At 71.5% G+C, this 16,136-nt stretch carries 15 protein-coding genes; 3 read left to right on the plus strand and 12 right to left on the minus strand.

What is annotated here, in order from left to right; all coding sequences use genetic code 11:
* Positions 1-24: 24 nt before the first annotated feature.
* Together OG417_RS42205 and OG417_RS42210 are read right to left on the minus strand one after the other, a co-directional pair.
* Positions 25-1,458, minus strand: coding sequence for a ricin-type beta-trefoil lectin domain protein (locus tag OG417_RS42205; RefSeq protein WP_329241415.1), 1,434 nt, complete (start codon positions 1,456-1,458; stop codon positions 25-27).
* Between the two features lie 34 nt (positions 1,459-1,492).
* A complete protein-coding gene (locus OG417_RS42210; protein ID WP_329241418.1) occupies positions 1,493-3,379 on the minus strand; it encodes an RICIN domain-containing protein in 1,887 nt (628 codons plus the stop codon).
* Between the two features lie 501 nt (positions 3,380-3,880).
* On the opposite strand from OG417_RS42210, the gene OG417_RS42215 reads away from it, so the two are divergent.
* A complete protein-coding gene (locus OG417_RS42215; protein ID WP_329241421.1) occupies positions 3,881-4,642 on the plus strand; it encodes a DeoR/GlpR family DNA-binding transcription regulator in 762 nt (253 codons plus the stop codon).
* A 66-nt stretch (positions 4,643-4,708) separates the two neighbouring features.
* On the opposite strand, the gene ptsP is transcribed toward OG417_RS42215, so the two are convergent.
* From ptsP to OG417_RS42260, 9 genes are all read right to left on the minus strand, one after another.
* Positions 4,709-6,361, minus strand: a complete 1,653-nt coding sequence (gene ptsP, locus OG417_RS42220) for a phosphoenolpyruvate--protein phosphotransferase (RefSeq protein ID WP_329241424.1) — start codon at positions 6,359-6,361, stop codon at positions 4,709-4,711.
* A complete protein-coding gene (locus OG417_RS42225; protein ID WP_329241427.1) occupies positions 6,354-6,638 on the minus strand; it encodes an HPr family phosphocarrier protein in 285 nt (94 codons plus the stop codon). Before OG417_RS42225 ends, ptsP begins: the two co-directional genes overlap by 8 nt.
* A gap of 11 nt (positions 6,639-6,649) precedes the next feature.
* Entirely contained in the window at positions 6,650-7,684 is a 1,035-nt protein-coding gene (locus tag OG417_RS42230; protein WP_329241430.1) for a zinc-dependent dehydrogenase, read from the minus strand.
* Positions 7,681-8,127, minus strand: a complete 447-nt coding sequence (locus OG417_RS42235; RefSeq protein ID WP_329241433.1) for a PTS sugar transporter subunit IIA — start codon at positions 8,125-8,127, stop codon at positions 7,681-7,683. Before OG417_RS42235 ends, OG417_RS42230 begins: the two co-directional genes overlap by 4 nt.
* Entirely contained in the window at positions 8,120-8,419 is a 300-nt protein-coding gene (locus OG417_RS42240; protein WP_329241436.1) for a PTS lactose transporter subunit IIB, read from the minus strand. The genes OG417_RS42235 and OG417_RS42240 overlap by 8 nt, the downstream gene beginning before the upstream one ends.
* A 6-nt stretch (positions 8,420-8,425) precedes the next feature.
* Positions 8,426-9,643, minus strand: coding sequence for a PTS mannitol transporter subunit IICB (locus OG417_RS42245; protein ID WP_329241439.1), 1,218 nt, complete (start codon positions 9,641-9,643; stop codon positions 8,426-8,428).
* A 28-nt stretch (positions 9,644-9,671) separates the two neighbouring features.
* Positions 9,672-10,610 carry a 1-phosphofructokinase gene (gene pfkB / locus OG417_RS42250; protein ID WP_329241442.1) on the minus strand — a complete coding sequence of 313 codons (939 nt, stop codon included), beginning with the start codon at positions 10,608-10,610 and terminating at the stop codon, positions 9,672-9,674.
* A 185-nt stretch (positions 10,611-10,795) separates the two neighbouring features.
* Positions 10,796-12,379, minus strand: a complete 1,584-nt coding sequence (locus OG417_RS42255) for an FAD-dependent oxidoreductase (protein WP_329241444.1) — start codon at positions 12,377-12,379, stop codon at positions 10,796-10,798.
* Between the two features lie 123 nt (positions 12,380-12,502).
* Positions 12,503-14,479 (minus strand): CHASE3 domain-containing protein, encoded by a 1,977-nt coding sequence (locus tag OG417_RS42260; protein WP_329241447.1) that lies wholly within the window; start codon positions 14,477-14,479, stop codon positions 12,503-12,505.
* An 82-nt stretch (positions 14,480-14,561) separates the two neighbouring features.
* Between OG417_RS42260 and OG417_RS42265 the strand changes: the two genes are divergently transcribed.
* A complete protein-coding gene (locus OG417_RS42265) occupies positions 14,562-15,221 on the plus strand; it encodes a response regulator transcription factor (RefSeq protein WP_329241450.1) in 660 nt (219 codons plus the stop codon).
* A 6-nt stretch (positions 15,222-15,227) separates the two neighbouring features.
* Here the strand turns inward: OG417_RS42265 and OG417_RS42270 are convergent, their stop codons facing one another.
* Complete coding sequence (locus OG417_RS42270; RefSeq protein ID WP_329241452.1) at positions 15,228-15,617, minus strand: response regulator; 390 nt, start codon at positions 15,615-15,617, stop codon at positions 15,228-15,230.
* Between the two features lie 272 nt (positions 15,618-15,889).
* Here OG417_RS42270 and OG417_RS42275 point away from each other — a divergent pair, with 272 nt between their 5' ends.
* Positions 15,890-16,087: a DUF5999 family protein gene (locus OG417_RS42275; RefSeq protein ID WP_285570522.1), complete on the plus strand. Its 198-nt coding sequence runs from the start codon at positions 15,890-15,892 to the stop codon at positions 16,085-16,087.
* The last annotated feature ends 49 nt before the right edge of the window (positions 16,088-16,136 follow it).

Below are 16,136 nucleotides of genomic sequence, written 5' to 3' on the forward strand. Positions count from 1 at the left end.
CCTTTCTCGTCGGTCCGGATGCCGTCAGGAGGGGAGCGTCCACTGCTGGTTGGCCGCGCCGGTGCAACTCCAGATCTGCAACCGGGTGCCGTTGGCCGAGCTCGGACCGGTCGCGTCCAGGCACTTGCCCGACGCCGGGTTGACGAGGGAGCTGTTCGATCCCTTGGTCCACTGCTGGGCACCGGTGCCGTTGCAGTCGTACAGCTGAACCTGCGTACCGTTCGCCGTACCGGCCGCGGTCACGTCCATGCACTTACCGAGCGCCCGCAACGTGCCCTCCGAACCCACCGTCCACTGCTGCGCACTCGTACCGTTGCAGTCATAAAGCTGCACCGCCGTACCGTTCGCACTACTCGCACCGGCCACATCGACGCACTTACCGCCGTAACCGGTGATCCGACCGGTCGCACCGCCGCCGTCGGACCCGCTGGTGATGGCGTTGAACGTCCGGGCGAACTGGTACGCGCTCTGCGGCGTGCCGCTGCACGAGTCGGACAGCTGGCCGTTGGTCGCGCACGCCTTGTCGCGCCCGAGGGCCCAGTACGCCAGCAGCTGGATGCCGTGGCTCGCCGCGAAGCTCTCCAGGGTCGAGGCGTTGCCGGTGGTGAAGACCTCGCTGGTCGTGTCGTTCACCCCGATCATCGGGGTGTTGCCCTCCATCGCCCAGAGCTGGTCGGAGGACTTGGCGGTCCAGATCTGCCCGAGCTGGGTGTGCAGGCCGGTGGCGGCGTTGACCGCGGCCTGGCCCATGTCCATGGCCGAGCCGTAGTCCATCGTCATGATGTTGACGACGCTGACGTCGACGCCGCGGCTCTTGGCGTTGTTCAGCAGGCTGACGGCGTTGGACTCCAGGCCGCTGGGGTCGACCGGCAGCGTGTAGTCGACGGCGAGGTGCTTGCCCGCGGCGGCGTACTGCTGCTGGAGCGCGGCGAGCGCCTGGTTCCGCCGGTCGTTGGCGGCGGTGTCGTTCAGCGCCGAGCCCTCGATGTCCAGGTCGACGCGTGTCAGGTTGAGGGTGTCGATCACCCGCTTGTACTGGGCCTGGAGCGTGGACACCGAGGTGCACGCCTGGCCCAGCTCGGTGCCGGACGCGCCGCCGAAGGAGACGATGACGTCGCCGCCGGAGGCTCGCAGGTTGTTGATCGCGGTCTCCCAGCCGGCGTTGTCGATGGAGGTGTCGCCGTTCCAGGTCGCGGTGCAGCCGCCCCCGCCGATGACGAAGGCGAGCGTGTAGTACTTCAGCCCGGTGGCCGCCTGCGCGTTGGCCATCGCGGAGGTGGAGCCCCAGGTCTCGACGTACGGGGCGGCGTAGTGGGCGGGGAAGCCCGGCCCGGGGTTGACGGCGGCGTGCGCGGCCTGCCCGGTGGCGAGCACACCGGCGGCGGCGAGCGGGAGCGTGGCGAGTGCCGCGAGGCGCGACGCCCTGTTTCGGAGCATGGTGAACCGAGGTCGTGGCATGACTTCTCCTGGCGGGGTCGTTACTGGCGGGGGGTTACGGAGTGGTCCACTGCTGGTTGGCCGCGCCGGTGCAGGTCCAGATCTGCAGGCGCGTGCCGTTGGCCGAGCTCGGGCCGGTCGCGTCCAGGCACTTGCCCGACGCCGGGTTGACGAGGGAGCTGTTCGATCCCTTGGTCCACTGCTGGGCACCGGTGCCGTTGCAGTCGTACAGCTGAACCTGGGTGCCGTTGGCCGTGCCGGCCGCGGTCACGTCCATGCACTTACCGAGCGCCCGCAACGTGCCGTCCGAACCCACCGTCCACTGCTGCGCGCTCGTGCCGTTGCAGTCATAAAGCTGCACGGCCGTACCGTTCGCACTACTCGCACCCGCCACATCGACGCACTTGCCGCCGTAGCCGGTGATCTGACCGGTGCCGCCGCTGCCGCCGCTCTGCGTGCCGCTCCAGGTGAACGTCGCGGTGGTCTTGGCCGGCAGGGAGTAGGTGAACGACTCGCCGCCCCAGTTGACCTTGAGCGACTGCGCGGAGCCGCTGCCGTTGTAGGCGATCAGCGCCTTCGAGCCGTCCGGGTTGCGCCACGCGACGTTCGGCACGGCGGAGCTGGCGGTGGAGTCGATGCGGTACGCGCCGGGCCTGACGAACTTCGTCAGGTGGCCCATGTCGTAGTACTCGATCGTGTAGTCGACCTGGCCGCTGCGGCTGTCGCCGTTGTGCACGGTGATCAGCCCGGTGCACGTACCGCAGCCGCCGTTGTGCGGGCCCATGTTCTGGTCCACCGCGAGCGACCACTTCACGACGCTCTTCCCCCAGTTGCGGGTGTAGTCGACGATGTTGTGCATGTCCTCCTGCTGCTGGTCGGAGATCCAGGTGCCGCCGGAGTGCTCGGTGTCGTAGGCGTCCACGTTCGGGTACTGGTCGTGCGTCGTGGTCTGCTGACCCACGTCGCCGCCGTACCCGTGCCAGGCGATGCCGCCGAAGTTCGGGTCGCTGCGGATCGCGGAGTCGTCGACCTGCGGCGCGCCGTAGTTCGCGTACGTGTCCCAGTTCCAGTCCAGGGCGAGGACCTTGGTGGACAGGCCGGCGGCGTGGAAGGCCGGCAGCAGGTTCGTCTTGGTGAAGTAGTCCAGGCCGGAGCCGTTCCAGCTCATCGACGGGTAGCCGCCGCAGCACGTCGGCTCGTTCTGCGCGGAGACGAAGTCGATCGGCACGCCCTGCGCCTGGTAGGCCTGGATGTACTTGACGAAGTACTGGGCGTACGCGCCGTAGTACTGCGCCTGCAGCCAGCCGGGCTGGTTGAACGTGTCGTTGTCCTTCATCCACGCCGGGGCGCTCCACGGCGTGCCCATGACCTTGAGCGACGGGTTGAGCTGCCGGGCCTGCTTGGTCAGCGGAAGGATGTCGGCCAGGTCGTGGGAGATGGAGAAGTGACTGAGGCTCGGGTCGGTCTGCCCGGCGGGCATGTCGTCGTACGAGTAGTTGCCCCGCGCCAGGTCGGACGCCCCCATCGGGTTGCGGAGGAAGTCCAGGCCGATGCCGCTGCTCGGGTCGAACAGCTTTTGCATCACCTGGGTGCGGGTGGTGGCGCTGAGGGCGCCGCTGCTGTTCATCAGCCAGGCGGCCGTGTCGGTGAACGACGCGCCGGCCCCGGTGAACTGCTGGTAGCGGGTGTTCTCGTTGACGGTGATGTTCTGCGTGCCGCTGCCGCCGGTCCCGAACGCGATCGGCGTCTGCTGTTGCAGACCGCGGGTGACGTGACGGCCGGCGGAATCGTCGGTGGTGGTCAGCCAGATGTCAACGGTCTCGCCCGCGGCGTGCGCGGGTGACAGGCCGCCGGTGAAGAGTGCGACCACGAGGGCGAGGAGGGCGGAGGACACGAGCAGCCGTGCGGGCCGGCGGCGGGCACGGCGGACGTTCGTCGTCATGGCAGGGCTCGGCTTCCCGGGTGTCGATCGGCGGAGGTGGCGCTGTGCCCGTGGCGGCGGGCGGACTCCCTCGCGAAGGCGGCACGGTGTCTGTGGCGGCAGGCGGGTGCTCTCACGAGAGGCGGCGTCCGCGGCGGCGGGCATGGGCACTCGCGGCGGGCCGCGGGCATGCGGCGCGGTCACGGCGGCGCGGCCGGACGCGAGGCCTGCCCGCCACCACCGGGGTGCCTCTGGGGAAGGCGTTCGGTGCGGCATGGCAGGCGTCCCTTCGGCGGAACACGATCGGATCGGCGTTCCCCGAAGCCTGATTAATTAAGAAACCTTACTTACAGTGGATCCGACGGTAACGGCGCGGTCAAGCGCTGTCAACACCCCGTCAGAAGAACCGCCCCGGCGCGGGGCGAACGCATGATCGGCCACTCGGCGCCCGCCGCCCTTGACCACCACAGACCGGAGAGATAAACACAGACGAAACCAACTCCGAAACGGTGGTCAAACAACATGTACGCCGAGGAGAGGCAGCAGGAGATCCTCCAGCGCACGCGCGACGCCGGGCGGGTCGACGTCGTCACCCTCGCCGAGGACTTCGGCGTCACGATGGAGACGATCCGGCGTGACCTGACCGTGCTCGAGCGCGCGGGCACGCTGCGCCGCGTCCACGGCGGCGCGATCCCCGTCGAGCGTCTCGGTTTCGAGCCGGCCCTCGCGGCGCGCGACGCCGTGATGACCGCGGAGAAGGAACGCATCGCCAAGGCGGCCTTGGCCGAACTGCCCGCCGACGGGTCGATCATCATCGACGCCGGGTCGACGACCGGCCGGCTGGTGCAGGTCCTGCCGAGCGACCGTGAGCTGACGGTGATCGTCAACTCACCGCCGCTCGCCACCATCCTGGCCACCCGCTCCAACCTCAGCGTGATCATGCTCGGCGGCCGGGTCCGCGGGCGTACGCTCGCGACCGTCGACGACTGGGCCATGCGGCCGCTGTCGCGGCTGCGGGTCGACGTCGCGTTCATGGCCACCAACGGGATCTCCGCCGAGGTCGGGCTGACCACCCCCGACCCGGCCGAGGCCGCCATCAAGCAGTCGATGATCGAGGCCGCGCAGCGCACCGTCCTGCTCGTCGACCACACCAAGGTCGGCAACGACTATCTCGCCAAGTTCGCGTCGCTGTCCGACATCAGCGTCCTGATCACCGACACCGGCCTCGACAGCGGCCTGGCCGCCGACCTCGCCGCCGCCGGCCCCGAGGTCGTCCGCGTCTGACCGCCCACCGGCCAACCGAAGAGTGGCCCCCCGCCGCGCGCGAGGGGCCGCTCACGGCCGGAGGTTCTAGGAGTCCTCAGCGAGGACGGCGGCGCGGGCTCCGGCGGCGTCGTCGGTCTCCAGGGCGCGGGCGGCGAGGCGCTCGCAGTCGGCGAGGGTGTGCGCCGCCAGGCTCGCGCGCACGGCCGGCAGGGCGCGCGGGCTCATCGACAGCTTGGTGATGCCGAGCCCCGCCAGCACCGGGGCGAGCAGCGGGTCGGCCGCCGCCTCCCCGCAGATCCCCACCGAACGGCCCGACGCCTTTCCGGCCGCCGCGCACCGTCCGATCAGTTCCAGCAGCGCGGGCTGCCACGGATCGAGCAGGACCGCCAGGCCGCCGGCCTGCCGGTCCGCGGCGAGCGTGTACTGGCTCAGATCGTTCGTGCCGATGCTGAGGAAGTCCACGACGTCGAGGAACCGCGCCGCGCGCAGCGCCGCCGCCGGTACCTCGATCATCACGCCCGCCGTGGCCAGCCCGTGGTCGCGGGCCCGCGCGGCGAACTCCTCGGCCTCCGCCCGGGTCGAGACCATCGGCGCCATCACCCAGACGTCGGCCGTGGTCCGCTCCGCGGCGATCGCGATGGCGTCGAGCTGGGTGGCGAGGATCTCCGGGCGGTCCCGCGCGACACGCAGACCGCGGACGCCGAGTGCCGGGTTGGGCTCCTCGGGCAGGCCGAGGAAGGGCAGCGGTTTGTCCGCCCCGGCGTCCAGGGTCCGTACGACGATCGTGCCGCGCTCGAGGAGGGTGAACGCCTCGGTGTAGGCGGCGACCTGTTCTTCGAGGTCGGGCGCGTCGTGGCGGTCCAGGAACAGGAACTCGGTGCGGAACAGCCCGACCCCCGCGACGTCGGTCAGGTCCACGCCCGCGAGGTCGGCCGCCGAGCCGATGTTGAGCATCAGGTCGACCGGGTGCCCGTCGGCGGTCCGCCCCGGGCCCTTGCCGCCCGCGAGCCGGGCGCGCTCCTCCTCCGCCCGTTCGCGGACGCGGGTCACCTCGTCGTCGGTGACGCCGGAGCACACCTGCCCGGTGGTGCCGTCCACCGTCACGGCCGCCCCGTCGGCGAGGTCGAGCGCGCCGGCGCAGCCGACCACGGCGGGCAGGCCGAGCGAGCGCGCCAGGATGGCGGTGTGGCTGGTCGGGCCGCCGCGCTCGGTCACCAGCGCGAGCACGCTCGCCGGGTCGAGCGTCGCCGTGTCGGCGGGCGCCAGATCGTCGGCGACCAGCACGAACGGGTGCCCGGGCGACGGCACGCCGGGCATCGGCACGCCCAGCGCGGCGGCGATCGCCCGGTGGGCGATGTCGTCCAGGTCGGCGGCGCGCTCGGCGAGGTAGCCGCCGAGCTCTTCGAGGGTCCGGCGGTGCTCCTCGAACGTCTCCCGCAGGGCGTGCGGCGCGTCCGCGCCGTCCTTGATCCGGGCGGTCACGCCCTCCAGCAGCATGGGATCGGCGGCGATCATCGCCTGGGCGTCGAGGACGTCGCGCGCCGCGCCGGCCGCCGCGGCGGCACGCTCGCGCAGCCGGCTCTCGGTGGCCCGCAGCGCGTCGGCCGCGACGACGGCCTCCCGCTCCGGATCGGCGACGGTGCGCCGCTCCGGCAGCGACGGCGGCGGGCTCATCCGGGCGACGGGCCCGGCCGCGAGGCCCGGACTGACGCCGATGCCCCGCAGCGTGTCAGGCATCGCTCGTTTCCTCCGCGTCCAGGTCGCGGGCGAGCAGGGCGGCCAGGGAGTCGAGCGCGTCGTCGGCGCCCGGCCCGTCGGCCTCCAGGGTGACCTCCGTGCCGTGCCCGGCGCCCAGCGACAGGACGGCGAGCATGCTGGCGGCCGGTACGGCCTTGCCCTCGCCGACCCGGATCTTGACCGGGACGCTCTGCTCGGAGGCGGCCTTGACGAACAGCGCCGCGGGCCGGGCGTGCAGGCCCGTACGGGACGCGATGACCACGGTGCGCATCGGCATGTGAACTCCTGTCAGGGTTCGATGGTGACCTTGATGGCGGTACCGCGGGCCACGATGTCGATGCCCTCGAGCACGTCCGCGAGTGGCAGGCGGTGGGTGATCAGATCGGCCACCGGGACCGCGCCGGAGGCGATGAGATCCAGGGCGCGGGCGTTGTGCGCCGGGCTGGAGCCGTTCGCGCCCACGATGGTCAGCTCCCGGTAGTGGACGAGGTTGGAGTCACAGGCGATGACCGGGTTGTCCTTGGGCAGCCCGCCGAAGAAGCTGATCCGACCCTGCCGGGCGGCCATCTGCAGCGCCTGCTCCTGCGCGGCGCCGGAGGCGGCGGCGGTGATGATGGCGTCGGCGCCCCGCCCGTCCGTCAGCTTCATGACCTGGTCGACCAGGTCGGTGCCGTGGATCGCGGCGTCCGGCTTCACCCGGTCGGCGGACATGGCGAGCCGGTCGGGGTTGATGTCGGCGAGGAAGACCCGGGCGGCGCCGCGTGCGCGCGCCAGGCGTACGTGCAGGCAGCCGATCGGGCCGGCGCCCATCACCACGACGTCGTCGCCCTCGCCGATGCGCGCGAGCTCCTGGCCGTTGAGCACACAGGCGAGCGGCTCGGCCACCGACGCCTCGTCGAACCCGATGCCCTCGGGCAGCCGGTTGAGCCCGTCGACGGCGAGCACCTTGGCCGGCACGATCGTGTACTCGGCGAAACCGCCGTCGTAGTGGTACCCCATCGACTCCTGGTTCGGGCACACCGTCATCCGGCCGCGGCGGCACTCCTCGCAGGTGCCGTCCGGGATCGCCGCGATGACCTGGACCCGGTCGCCGGGCCGCCAGCCGGTCACGCCCTCGCCGACCTCGGCCACCTCGCCGGCGATCTCGTGGCCCATGACCCGCGGCGGCCGGATGTGGTGGTGGCCGAACTTGGAGATCTTCACGTCGGTGCCGCAGGTCGAGCAGTTGCGCACCCGGATCTTGACGTCCCCGGGGCCGGGTGACGGCTCCGGCGCGTCCTCGACGCGGATGTCTCCGGGTGAGTAGAAGCGGGCGACCTTCACGCTGGTTCCTCTTCTCCGGCCGGCTGCAGCAGCCGGACCACTTCGTCGATGTCGTTCGTCTCGCGGAGGGCGCGCGCCCGGTCCGGGTCGAGCAGGATCTGGGCCAGCTCGGAGAGCAGGCGCACGTGGCCGTCGCCGCGCGCGGCGATGCCGATGCACAGCACCACCCGCTCGTCGCCCCAGGCGACGCCGTCGGGGAAGCGCACGAAGGAGACCGCGTCGTGCCGCACGGCGTCCTTGCCGTTCAGGGTGCCGTGCGGGATCGCGACGCCCTCGCCGACGTACGTGGACACGGACCGCTCGCGTTCGAGCATCGTGTCGACGTAGGCCGGCTCGACGGCCCCGGCCGTGACGAGCGCCTCACCGCACTGGCGGATGGCGTCGTCGCGACCGGTGGCCGCCGCGTCGAGCCGCACGGCGCGGCGGTCGAGCAGGTCAGGCACTGATCTCTCCGCCGTTCTTGATGGCGGAGACGAGCTTGGTCACCGCGGGGTCGCCGAGGAAGACCTGGAACTTCACGATCGGCTTGCCTCCGGCGCCCGCCGCCGCGCGGTCGGCGAGGCCCTGGTGGCAGACGACGACGTCGGCGTCGTCGGGGATCGAGTTGACCGGCGTGTGCTCGACCGTGACCGAGTGCTTCCTCAGTTCCTTACGCAGCTGGCTGGCGAGCATGACGCTGCTGCCCATGCCGGCGTCGCAGGCGACAATGATCTTGTGGACGTCTTTGCCGTTCATCGTTGGTCACGCTCCGTGGGGTGCGGTCTCGGGGGTCGGGGCCTCGTCGGCCTTCGCCTGGTCGGTCTTCGTCTCGTCGGTCGTGTTCTGCGCGACCGGCGCCTCGCCGGCCGCGGTCTCCGCCGCGGGCGTCTCGGCCGCCGCGGCATCGAGTTCTGGTTCGGTTTTATCGTCTCCGTTCAGACGGCCGAATCCGAGGAGGACCGAGCCGACCGCGAAGGAGACCGCCGCGGCGATCAGGATGCCGAGGAAGACCCCGAAGTAGCCGCCCCGAGGGGTCTCGGCGGCGTACGCGAAGATGCTGCCCGGGGACGGGGTGGCGACCAGACCCGCGCCGGTGACCATGAACGTTCCGATGCCCGCCGCGCCGCCGGCCATGGTGGCGAGGATCAGGCGCGGCTTCATCAGGATGTAGGGGAAGTAGATCTCGTGGATGCCGCCCAGGAACTGGATGACCATCGCGGCCGGCACGCTCGGGCGCAGGGTCCGGGGGCCGAACAGCAGGTAGGCGGCCAGCACACCGAGGCCGGGGCCGGGGTTGGACTCGATCATGAACATGATCGACTTACCGTGCTTGGCCGCCTCGGCGACACCCAGCGGGCCGAGGACGCCGTGGTTGACGGCGTTGTTGAGGAAGAGCACCTTGGCCGGCTCGACCAGCACCGAGGCGAGCGGCAGCAGGTGGTGGTGGATCAGCCATTCGACGGCGCTGCCCGCGGCGTCGGTCACGTGCGTGACGATCGGCTTGATCCCCCAGTTGCCGAACACCGCCGCCGCGCCGCCGATGATGCCGGCGGTGAAGTTGTCCACCAGCATCTCGAACCCGGGCTTGGTCCGGTCCTGGATGTAGCCGTCGACGAGCTTGAGCACGTACGCCGTGAGCGGGCCCATGACCATCGCGCCGAGGAACATCGGGATGCCGGCGCCGACCACGACCCCCATCGTGGCGACCGCGCCGACCACGGCGCCTCGCTGGCCGTGCACCATCCGGCCGCCGGTGTAGCCGATCAGCACCGGCAGCAGGATGTTGATGGTCGGGTCGACCAGCGCGCCGAACTCCTTGTTGGGCAGCCAGCCGGTCGGGATGAACAGCGCGGTGATCAGGCCCCAGGCGATGAACGCCCCGATGTTCGGCATCACCATGCCGGCGAGATGGCCGCCGAGGCGCTGGATCTGCGCCTTGGGACCCTTCCCGGTGATCTGTGGTGTGTATGGAGTGGCCATAAGGGCCTCCCTTAGGGGGTTCGGGAATCTAGGCGATGAGTGACCGGCCGAGATCCGGCCGCGCATGGATATGGACGATGTCGCGCCGGATGTCCTCCGGTCGCGGCATGCGGCTGGCGGGCAGGCGTACCGCGGCGGCCCCCCATGCCAGCCCTTCGGCGAGCGCCGCGCTCCCCCGAGCGCCCGCGGCCAGGAACCCGGCGAGCAGGGCGTCTCCGGCCCCCACCGTGCTCCTCGCCGCGGCGACCGGCGCCTCGCCGATGGTGACTCCGTCGTCCTCGACCAGTACGGCGCCGTCCGCGCCGAGACTGGCGAGCACACTGCCCGCCCCGCGTTCGCGCAGGGCCTGGGCCGCCTCGACCGCGTCGCCGACGCTGTCGACCGGGTGACCGACGGCCTCGGCGAGCTCCTCCCGGTTGGGCTTGATCAGCACCGGGGAGGCCTCGACCGCGGCCAGCAGCGCCGGACCGCTGGCGTCGACGGCGACCCGCACGCCCGCCTGCGTGAAGAACTCACACATCTGGGCGTAGATCCCCGCGGGCACGCCGGGAGGCAGGCTGCCGCACGTCACGACCCAGCTCGCCGACTCGGTCGTGGCGAGCACCGCGTCGGCGACCGCACCGAGTTCGGAGCCGGACAGCGGCTCTCCGGGCTCATTCAGCTTGGTGACCACGCCGTCGGGCTCGGCGATCGTCACGTTGGACCGGGTGCGCCCCGCGACCGGGACCGCACGCAGCGGGATGCCGTCGGCCTCCAGGAGCCGTACGAGCTGCTCGCCGTCGGCGCCGCCCACGGGCAGCACCGCGACCGAGGGCACCTGGTTGGCGAGCAGGGCGCGGGAGACGTTCACCCCCTTGCCGCCGGGGTCGAGCCGGGCCGAGGTCGCCCGGGTCATCGTGCCGCGGACGAGCCGGTCCACCTCGATGGTCCGGTCCAGGCTGGGGTTGAGCGTCAACGTGACGATCATTCGGCACCCGCACAGCGCCGCGTCGCCCGATGCTTCTCCTGGGCGCACATCGTGTTGCTTCACCGCCGTTTCTTTTTGGTTTCCATGTGTTTACGCCCATATGAGCCCGGACGTCAAGAGGAAGACCCCGCGAACCACACATTCGGGCGTGGGAATCGCGGGGTCCGGAGTGTTTCGCTCGGACGTCAGCGGCAGAGCAGCCGGCGCAGCACGCCGGCGAGATCGGCGCGAGGTCCGGCGTCTTCGCAGCGCCAGGCGACGAACCCGTCCGGCCGCACGAGAAGGGCGCCCTCCGGTCCGATGCCGTGGCGTGCCTCGAGGTCGTCTCCGTCGAGGTCCTCGCCGAACCGGTGGACGTCGATCGGCAGGTCCAGCTCACGCCCGGCCTCCTCGGCGGCCTTCGGCCAGTCGCCGGCCGGGCCGGACAGCAGCACCCACCGCCGCCCGTACAGGTCGAGAGTGGACATCGGCCGGCCGTCCACGCGGACCGGCACGTGCGGCGCGCGGTGGCCGGGCCGCCCGCCCAGCTCGCGCGGGAGCAGCGGCCGGCCGGCGCCGCCTCCGGCCACCGCCGCCGACCGGTAGCCGTAGCCGAACACGATCGCGTCCGTCTCGACCAGCTCGGCCGGCCGGCCGTCCCCGAGCCCCATCCGGCCCCCGGCGTGCGCCTGAGCCTGGGTCAGGGTCAGGGCGCCGACCGGCCGGCGCTCCGCGTCGTAGGTGTCGAGCAGCGCCGGCCCGGCCTGGCCGCCCAGCACCGCGGCGAGCTTCCAGGCGAGGTTGTGCGCGTCCTGCACGCAGGTGTTCCCGCCGAGGCCGCCGGTCGGCGGCACGATGTGCGCGGCGTCGCCCGCGATGAGGATCCGGCCCACGCGGTAGTCGCGGGCGAGCCGGGCACCGAGCGTGAAACCGAGGACCTTCGTCTCGGTGCCCGGGATCTGCGGGCGGATCGTCACCTCGGCATCCGGTGTACCCGCCGCCTCACGCAGGAGGGCCGCGCAACGCTCGGGCGGATAGTCGGCCGGCGACTCGTCATCCGGCGAGTATCCGACGCCGAAGATCCAGCGCTTCCCCGCCTCATCGTGGGCCATCAGCACGGTTCCGGGGCGCGGATGGTTCAGGTAGGCGATGCTGACCGGCCGCCCGCGCAGCGCCGGCGTGAGGTCGGCGTCGGCCATGACGGTGACCACGTGGGCCAGCACGCCGGGCCCGTCGACCGGCACGCCCAGCCGCTCGCGGATCCGGCCGGCCGCGCCGTCCGCGGCGACCAGGTGGCCGGCCCGGATCGTCTCGGCCGTACCGTCGCGCAGATCGGTGATCACGGCCGTGACGCCGTCCGCGTCCTGACCGAGATCGCTCAGCTCGGTGGAGAACCGGATGTCGGCGCCGAGCTCCTCGGCTCGCGCCCGCAGCAGGATCTCCAGGCGGTCCTGGTCGATGGCCTCGTACGAGCACGGGCTCGCGTCCGGGTCGAGCCCGGCGTCCGGCTCGTCCGGCCTGACGTACTCCTCGTCGGCGAGGGTCCGCGCGATCGCCGGGGACCAGTCACGGTTGGTGAAACCCGCCTTCTTCACCGCCGGCTCCAGCCCGACCTGGCGGAGCAGCTCCATCGTCCGCGGGTTCACCCCGCGCAACCGCGGATGGATCAGCAGGTCCGGGTGCCGCTCGACGAGCATGCAGGGCACGCCGTGCCAGGCGAGGAACACCGCGGCGGACAGGCCGGTCAGCGCTCCGCCGACGATCAGGACAGGGGTGTTTCGCTGTGACATCTCGGACTCCTATCGAGTAATGACGCGAGTTCAGATTGCTCTGGAAGCGAGAGAAAATCAAGTCATATCTCGTTGCGGGATCGGGTGGGGATCCGAGGCGGCCGTCGACCGTGAGGAGTGCGGTCAGGCCCCGTATCGGGGCGAACGGCCCGGCCAGAGGGGGATCCGGATGTCGAGCCTGGTGCCCGTGCCGTCCGGGCTCTCGACCTCGATCGTGCCGCCGAGCGCCTCGACGCGGTCCTTCAGGCCGATGAGGCCCGAGCCGCCGGGATCGGGGATGGCTCCGCCGGTCCCGTCGTCCTCCACGCGCAGGCTGATCCCCTCGTCGACGACGTCGAGCCGGACACGTACCACGGAGGCGGACGCGTGGCCGGTCGCGTTCGTCACCGCCTCCGCGACGATGTAGTAGACGGCCACCTCGATCCGTTCGTCGAGGCGCCCGTCGATGTTCAGTTCCAGCTCCACCGGGATCCCGGCCCGGCGGGCGAGCGTCTTGATGGCGGGCCGCAGGCCGGCCTTGGACAGGATCGCCGGGTGCAGGCCGCGGGAGATCTCCTGCAGGTCCTCCAGCACGCCGGAGAGGCCCTCGACGGTCGTGGAGAGCCGTTCGCGCAACGCTTTCTCGCCGTCGGCGACGACCGCCTCGGCCGCGCGCAGCTCCAGGCCCAGGGACACGAGCCGCTGCTGGGCGCCGTCGTGCAGGTCGCGCTCGATCCGGCGGCGGGTCTCGTCGGAGGCGGCCACCAGGCGGGCACGGGCGGCGGTGAGCTTCGCGCGGGTCTCGGCGTTGGCGATCGCGGTGCCGACCAGCTCGGTGTACTCGGTCATGCGCGCCTCGATGCCCTCGGGCTGGGGCTCGTCCGCCGTCGTGAAGGCGATCATCACGCCCCACCGGCGGCCCTCGACCACGACGGGGCAGCCGGCCCCGGACCTGACCCCGCGCGTCCGCGCCCAGACGCCGATCCCGCTGGTGGCGTGCTGGTAATCGGTCATGCGGGCCGGGCGGCCGGTCCGCTCCACCGACGACTCCAGGCTCCGGCCCTCCAGCGACCAGCGCGAACCGACGGGCGGGGCGGCCTCGGCACACTCATCCGACTTCCAGGAACCGACCACCGTCTCCATCCGGTCGGGCTCGAAGCGGTTGATCACGACGAAGTCCGCGCCCAGGATGTGGCCCAGCTCGGCGGCGACCGTCTCGAACACCTCGTGCGGGGAGACCGCGCGCGCCACGAGCGTGGCCACGCGGCGCAGCGCCGCCTGCTCCTCGGCGATCCGGCAGAGCCGGTGGTGGCTCATCTCCAGCGAGCGCGCCATCGTGTTGAACGCGCGTTCGAGCAGGCCGATCTCGCCGAGCGACGTCTCGGGCATGCGGACGCCCAGCTCTCCCCGGGCCAGGTCGGCCGCCATGATCGACGCGCGGCGCACCGGGCGTACGAGGGCGCGCGTCAGGTAGGAGGTGAAGAGGAGGGCCAGCGCGATCGAGCTCACCGCCGCCGCGCCCGCCATGGCCATGGCCCGCCGCGACGCCGTCAGCGAACGCTGCTGGTTGTGCGAGGTGACCGAGCGCTGTACGGTCACGAACCGGTCGAAGTCGGAGCGCAGGGCGGCGAGGCGCCGCTGCCCCTCCGCGACCGCCTGGGCGGATGACACGCCCGGCTGCCGCCCCTGCTGCAACGCGGTCACGAGCGGCACCGAGAAGTCATCGCGGAAGGATGTCGCGGCGCGTGCGATCGTATCGGCGCGTTTCGCCTGGTCGGGGTTGATCTCGGCGGCCACCCGCCGGAACTTCGCCGCCTCGCCGGGAAGGGCGGCGCGGGCGACCCTCCAGGGCTTCAGGAACATCTCGTCGTGGGTGATCTGATACCCGCGCGCACCCGACTGCAACTCCACGACGAGCCGGTCGAGGCGGTTCGAGGCGGCGAGCACCTCCTCCGACCGGCCCGACAGCGTAGCCGCGTGACGCAGCCCGGCGATCGCCCCGGCGAAGAGCAGGAAGGTCGCGGCCATCAGGAGCGCGAACAGCGCGGTCGCGATGATCACCCGCCGGCTCAGCCCCCGTGGAGCGACGCCCCTCGACTGCGGGGACACCCATCCGATCACTGCTCATCCTCTCGACCAGCGGATACTGGCCGATAATGAGATTAGGGTTGGTGTGGAATCACTCTACGTGCGGAGGAGAGTGATGGTCGAACGTAAAGCGCGGATCGCCCTGGCCGAAGACGACGTGCTGCTCCGCGCGGGACTCGCGAGTCTCCTCGAACGGTCGGGGTTCGAGATCGTCGCGCAGGCGGGCGACGGCGAGGAGCTCATCGCCGCCGTGCGCGAACACCGGCCCGACGTCGCCATCGTCGACATTCGCATGCCTCCGGCGTACGAGACCGAGGGGCTGGACGCGGCCCAGGTGATCCGCCGGGAGTTCCCCGCGATCGGAATCCTCCTGTTGTCGGCCCACGTCGAGGTCGACCAGGCGACCGAGCTGCTCGCCGCCGGCCAGCGGGTCGGCTACCTGCTGAAGAGCCGGGTCACCGAGGTGCGGGAGTTCATCGAGACGGTGGAGCGGATCGCCCAGGGCGGCTCGGTGGTCGACCCGGGGCTGGTCCAGGAGCTGCTGACCGCCCGGCACAAGGACGATCCCCTGGAAGGCCTGACCGAACGCGAGCGCGAGGTGCTCACGCTGATGGCCGAGGGGCGGTCGAACGCCGGAATCGCCAACCGCCTGTGGATCACCGAGGGCACGGTGGAGAAGCACGTGCGCAGCATTCTGGCGCGGATGCAGCTGCCGGAGACCGAGGACGACCACAGGCGTGTGCTCGCCGTGATCACCTTCCTGGACAACCGGTGATGAAGTTCAGCCGGGCTGCTCGGAGGAGGCCCGGTCGATCTCGCCGATCATCTTGCGGAGCGCCGGGCCGGACAGCTCCGACTTGGGCAGGAAGCCGAGGGCCGCGCTGCCCGCGACGATGTCGGCGAAGTCGTCCGCCGGATAGGTGGAGATCAGGATCACGACCGGTTTGGAGGGCGACTCGTCGATCAGCAGTCCGGCGAGCTCGACGCCGCACTCTTCGCCGAGACAGACGTCGACGAGGGCCACGGTGGGACGGAGTTCACCGACCTTCTCAAGCGCCTCCTGGCCATCTGACGCGACACCGACAACGTTGATACCGTCACGCTCGAGAACCCCGCGGGCGGTCTCGAGGAAACGGTCGTTGTCGTCAACGATCAGACAGCGCATGTCCATGACCCCAGTCTGGCGACTCGATGGCCGAATACGCATTGCCGCTAACCGGAATATAGGCCCTCCCGCTGGCCGGGCGCCACTGGCGATCCCGCGAAAGCCCAGGTCACAGCCCCGTCCAGCGCCGCCGAATCGGGCGTATACCGGCTAGCAGGGGGGTGGGCACTGGCGCTGGCAGGACAGGCAAATGGGGGCTGGCAGCGCAGACATGACGCGCCGGAGGCGCGATTGTGGAGGCATAACCCCAGCCGACCAGCCAGAGAGGAGAAGACGTCATGTGCCAGCACTGGCCCCAGTGCCCCGAAGCCACTGCCGAGGACCACACCGCCGCACGCGTCATCTCCGCGCACCCGGAGCAGGGCTGGAGCCTGCTCTGCAACGGTGTCGTGGTCTTCGACGACACCGGCGAGCTGTTCCCGGACGGGCACACCGTGTCGCCCCACCCCGCCCGTCCGCTGACGCTCGCCGCCTGAGACCCGTCAGCCACAGAACGAGCAAAGGACCGCACCATGCGCCGCATCC

Source organism: Actinoallomurus sp. NBC_01490 (assembly GCF_036227085.1).
Lineage (GTDB): Bacteria > Actinomycetota > Actinomycetes > Streptosporangiales > Streptosporangiaceae > Actinoallomurus > Actinoallomurus oryzae.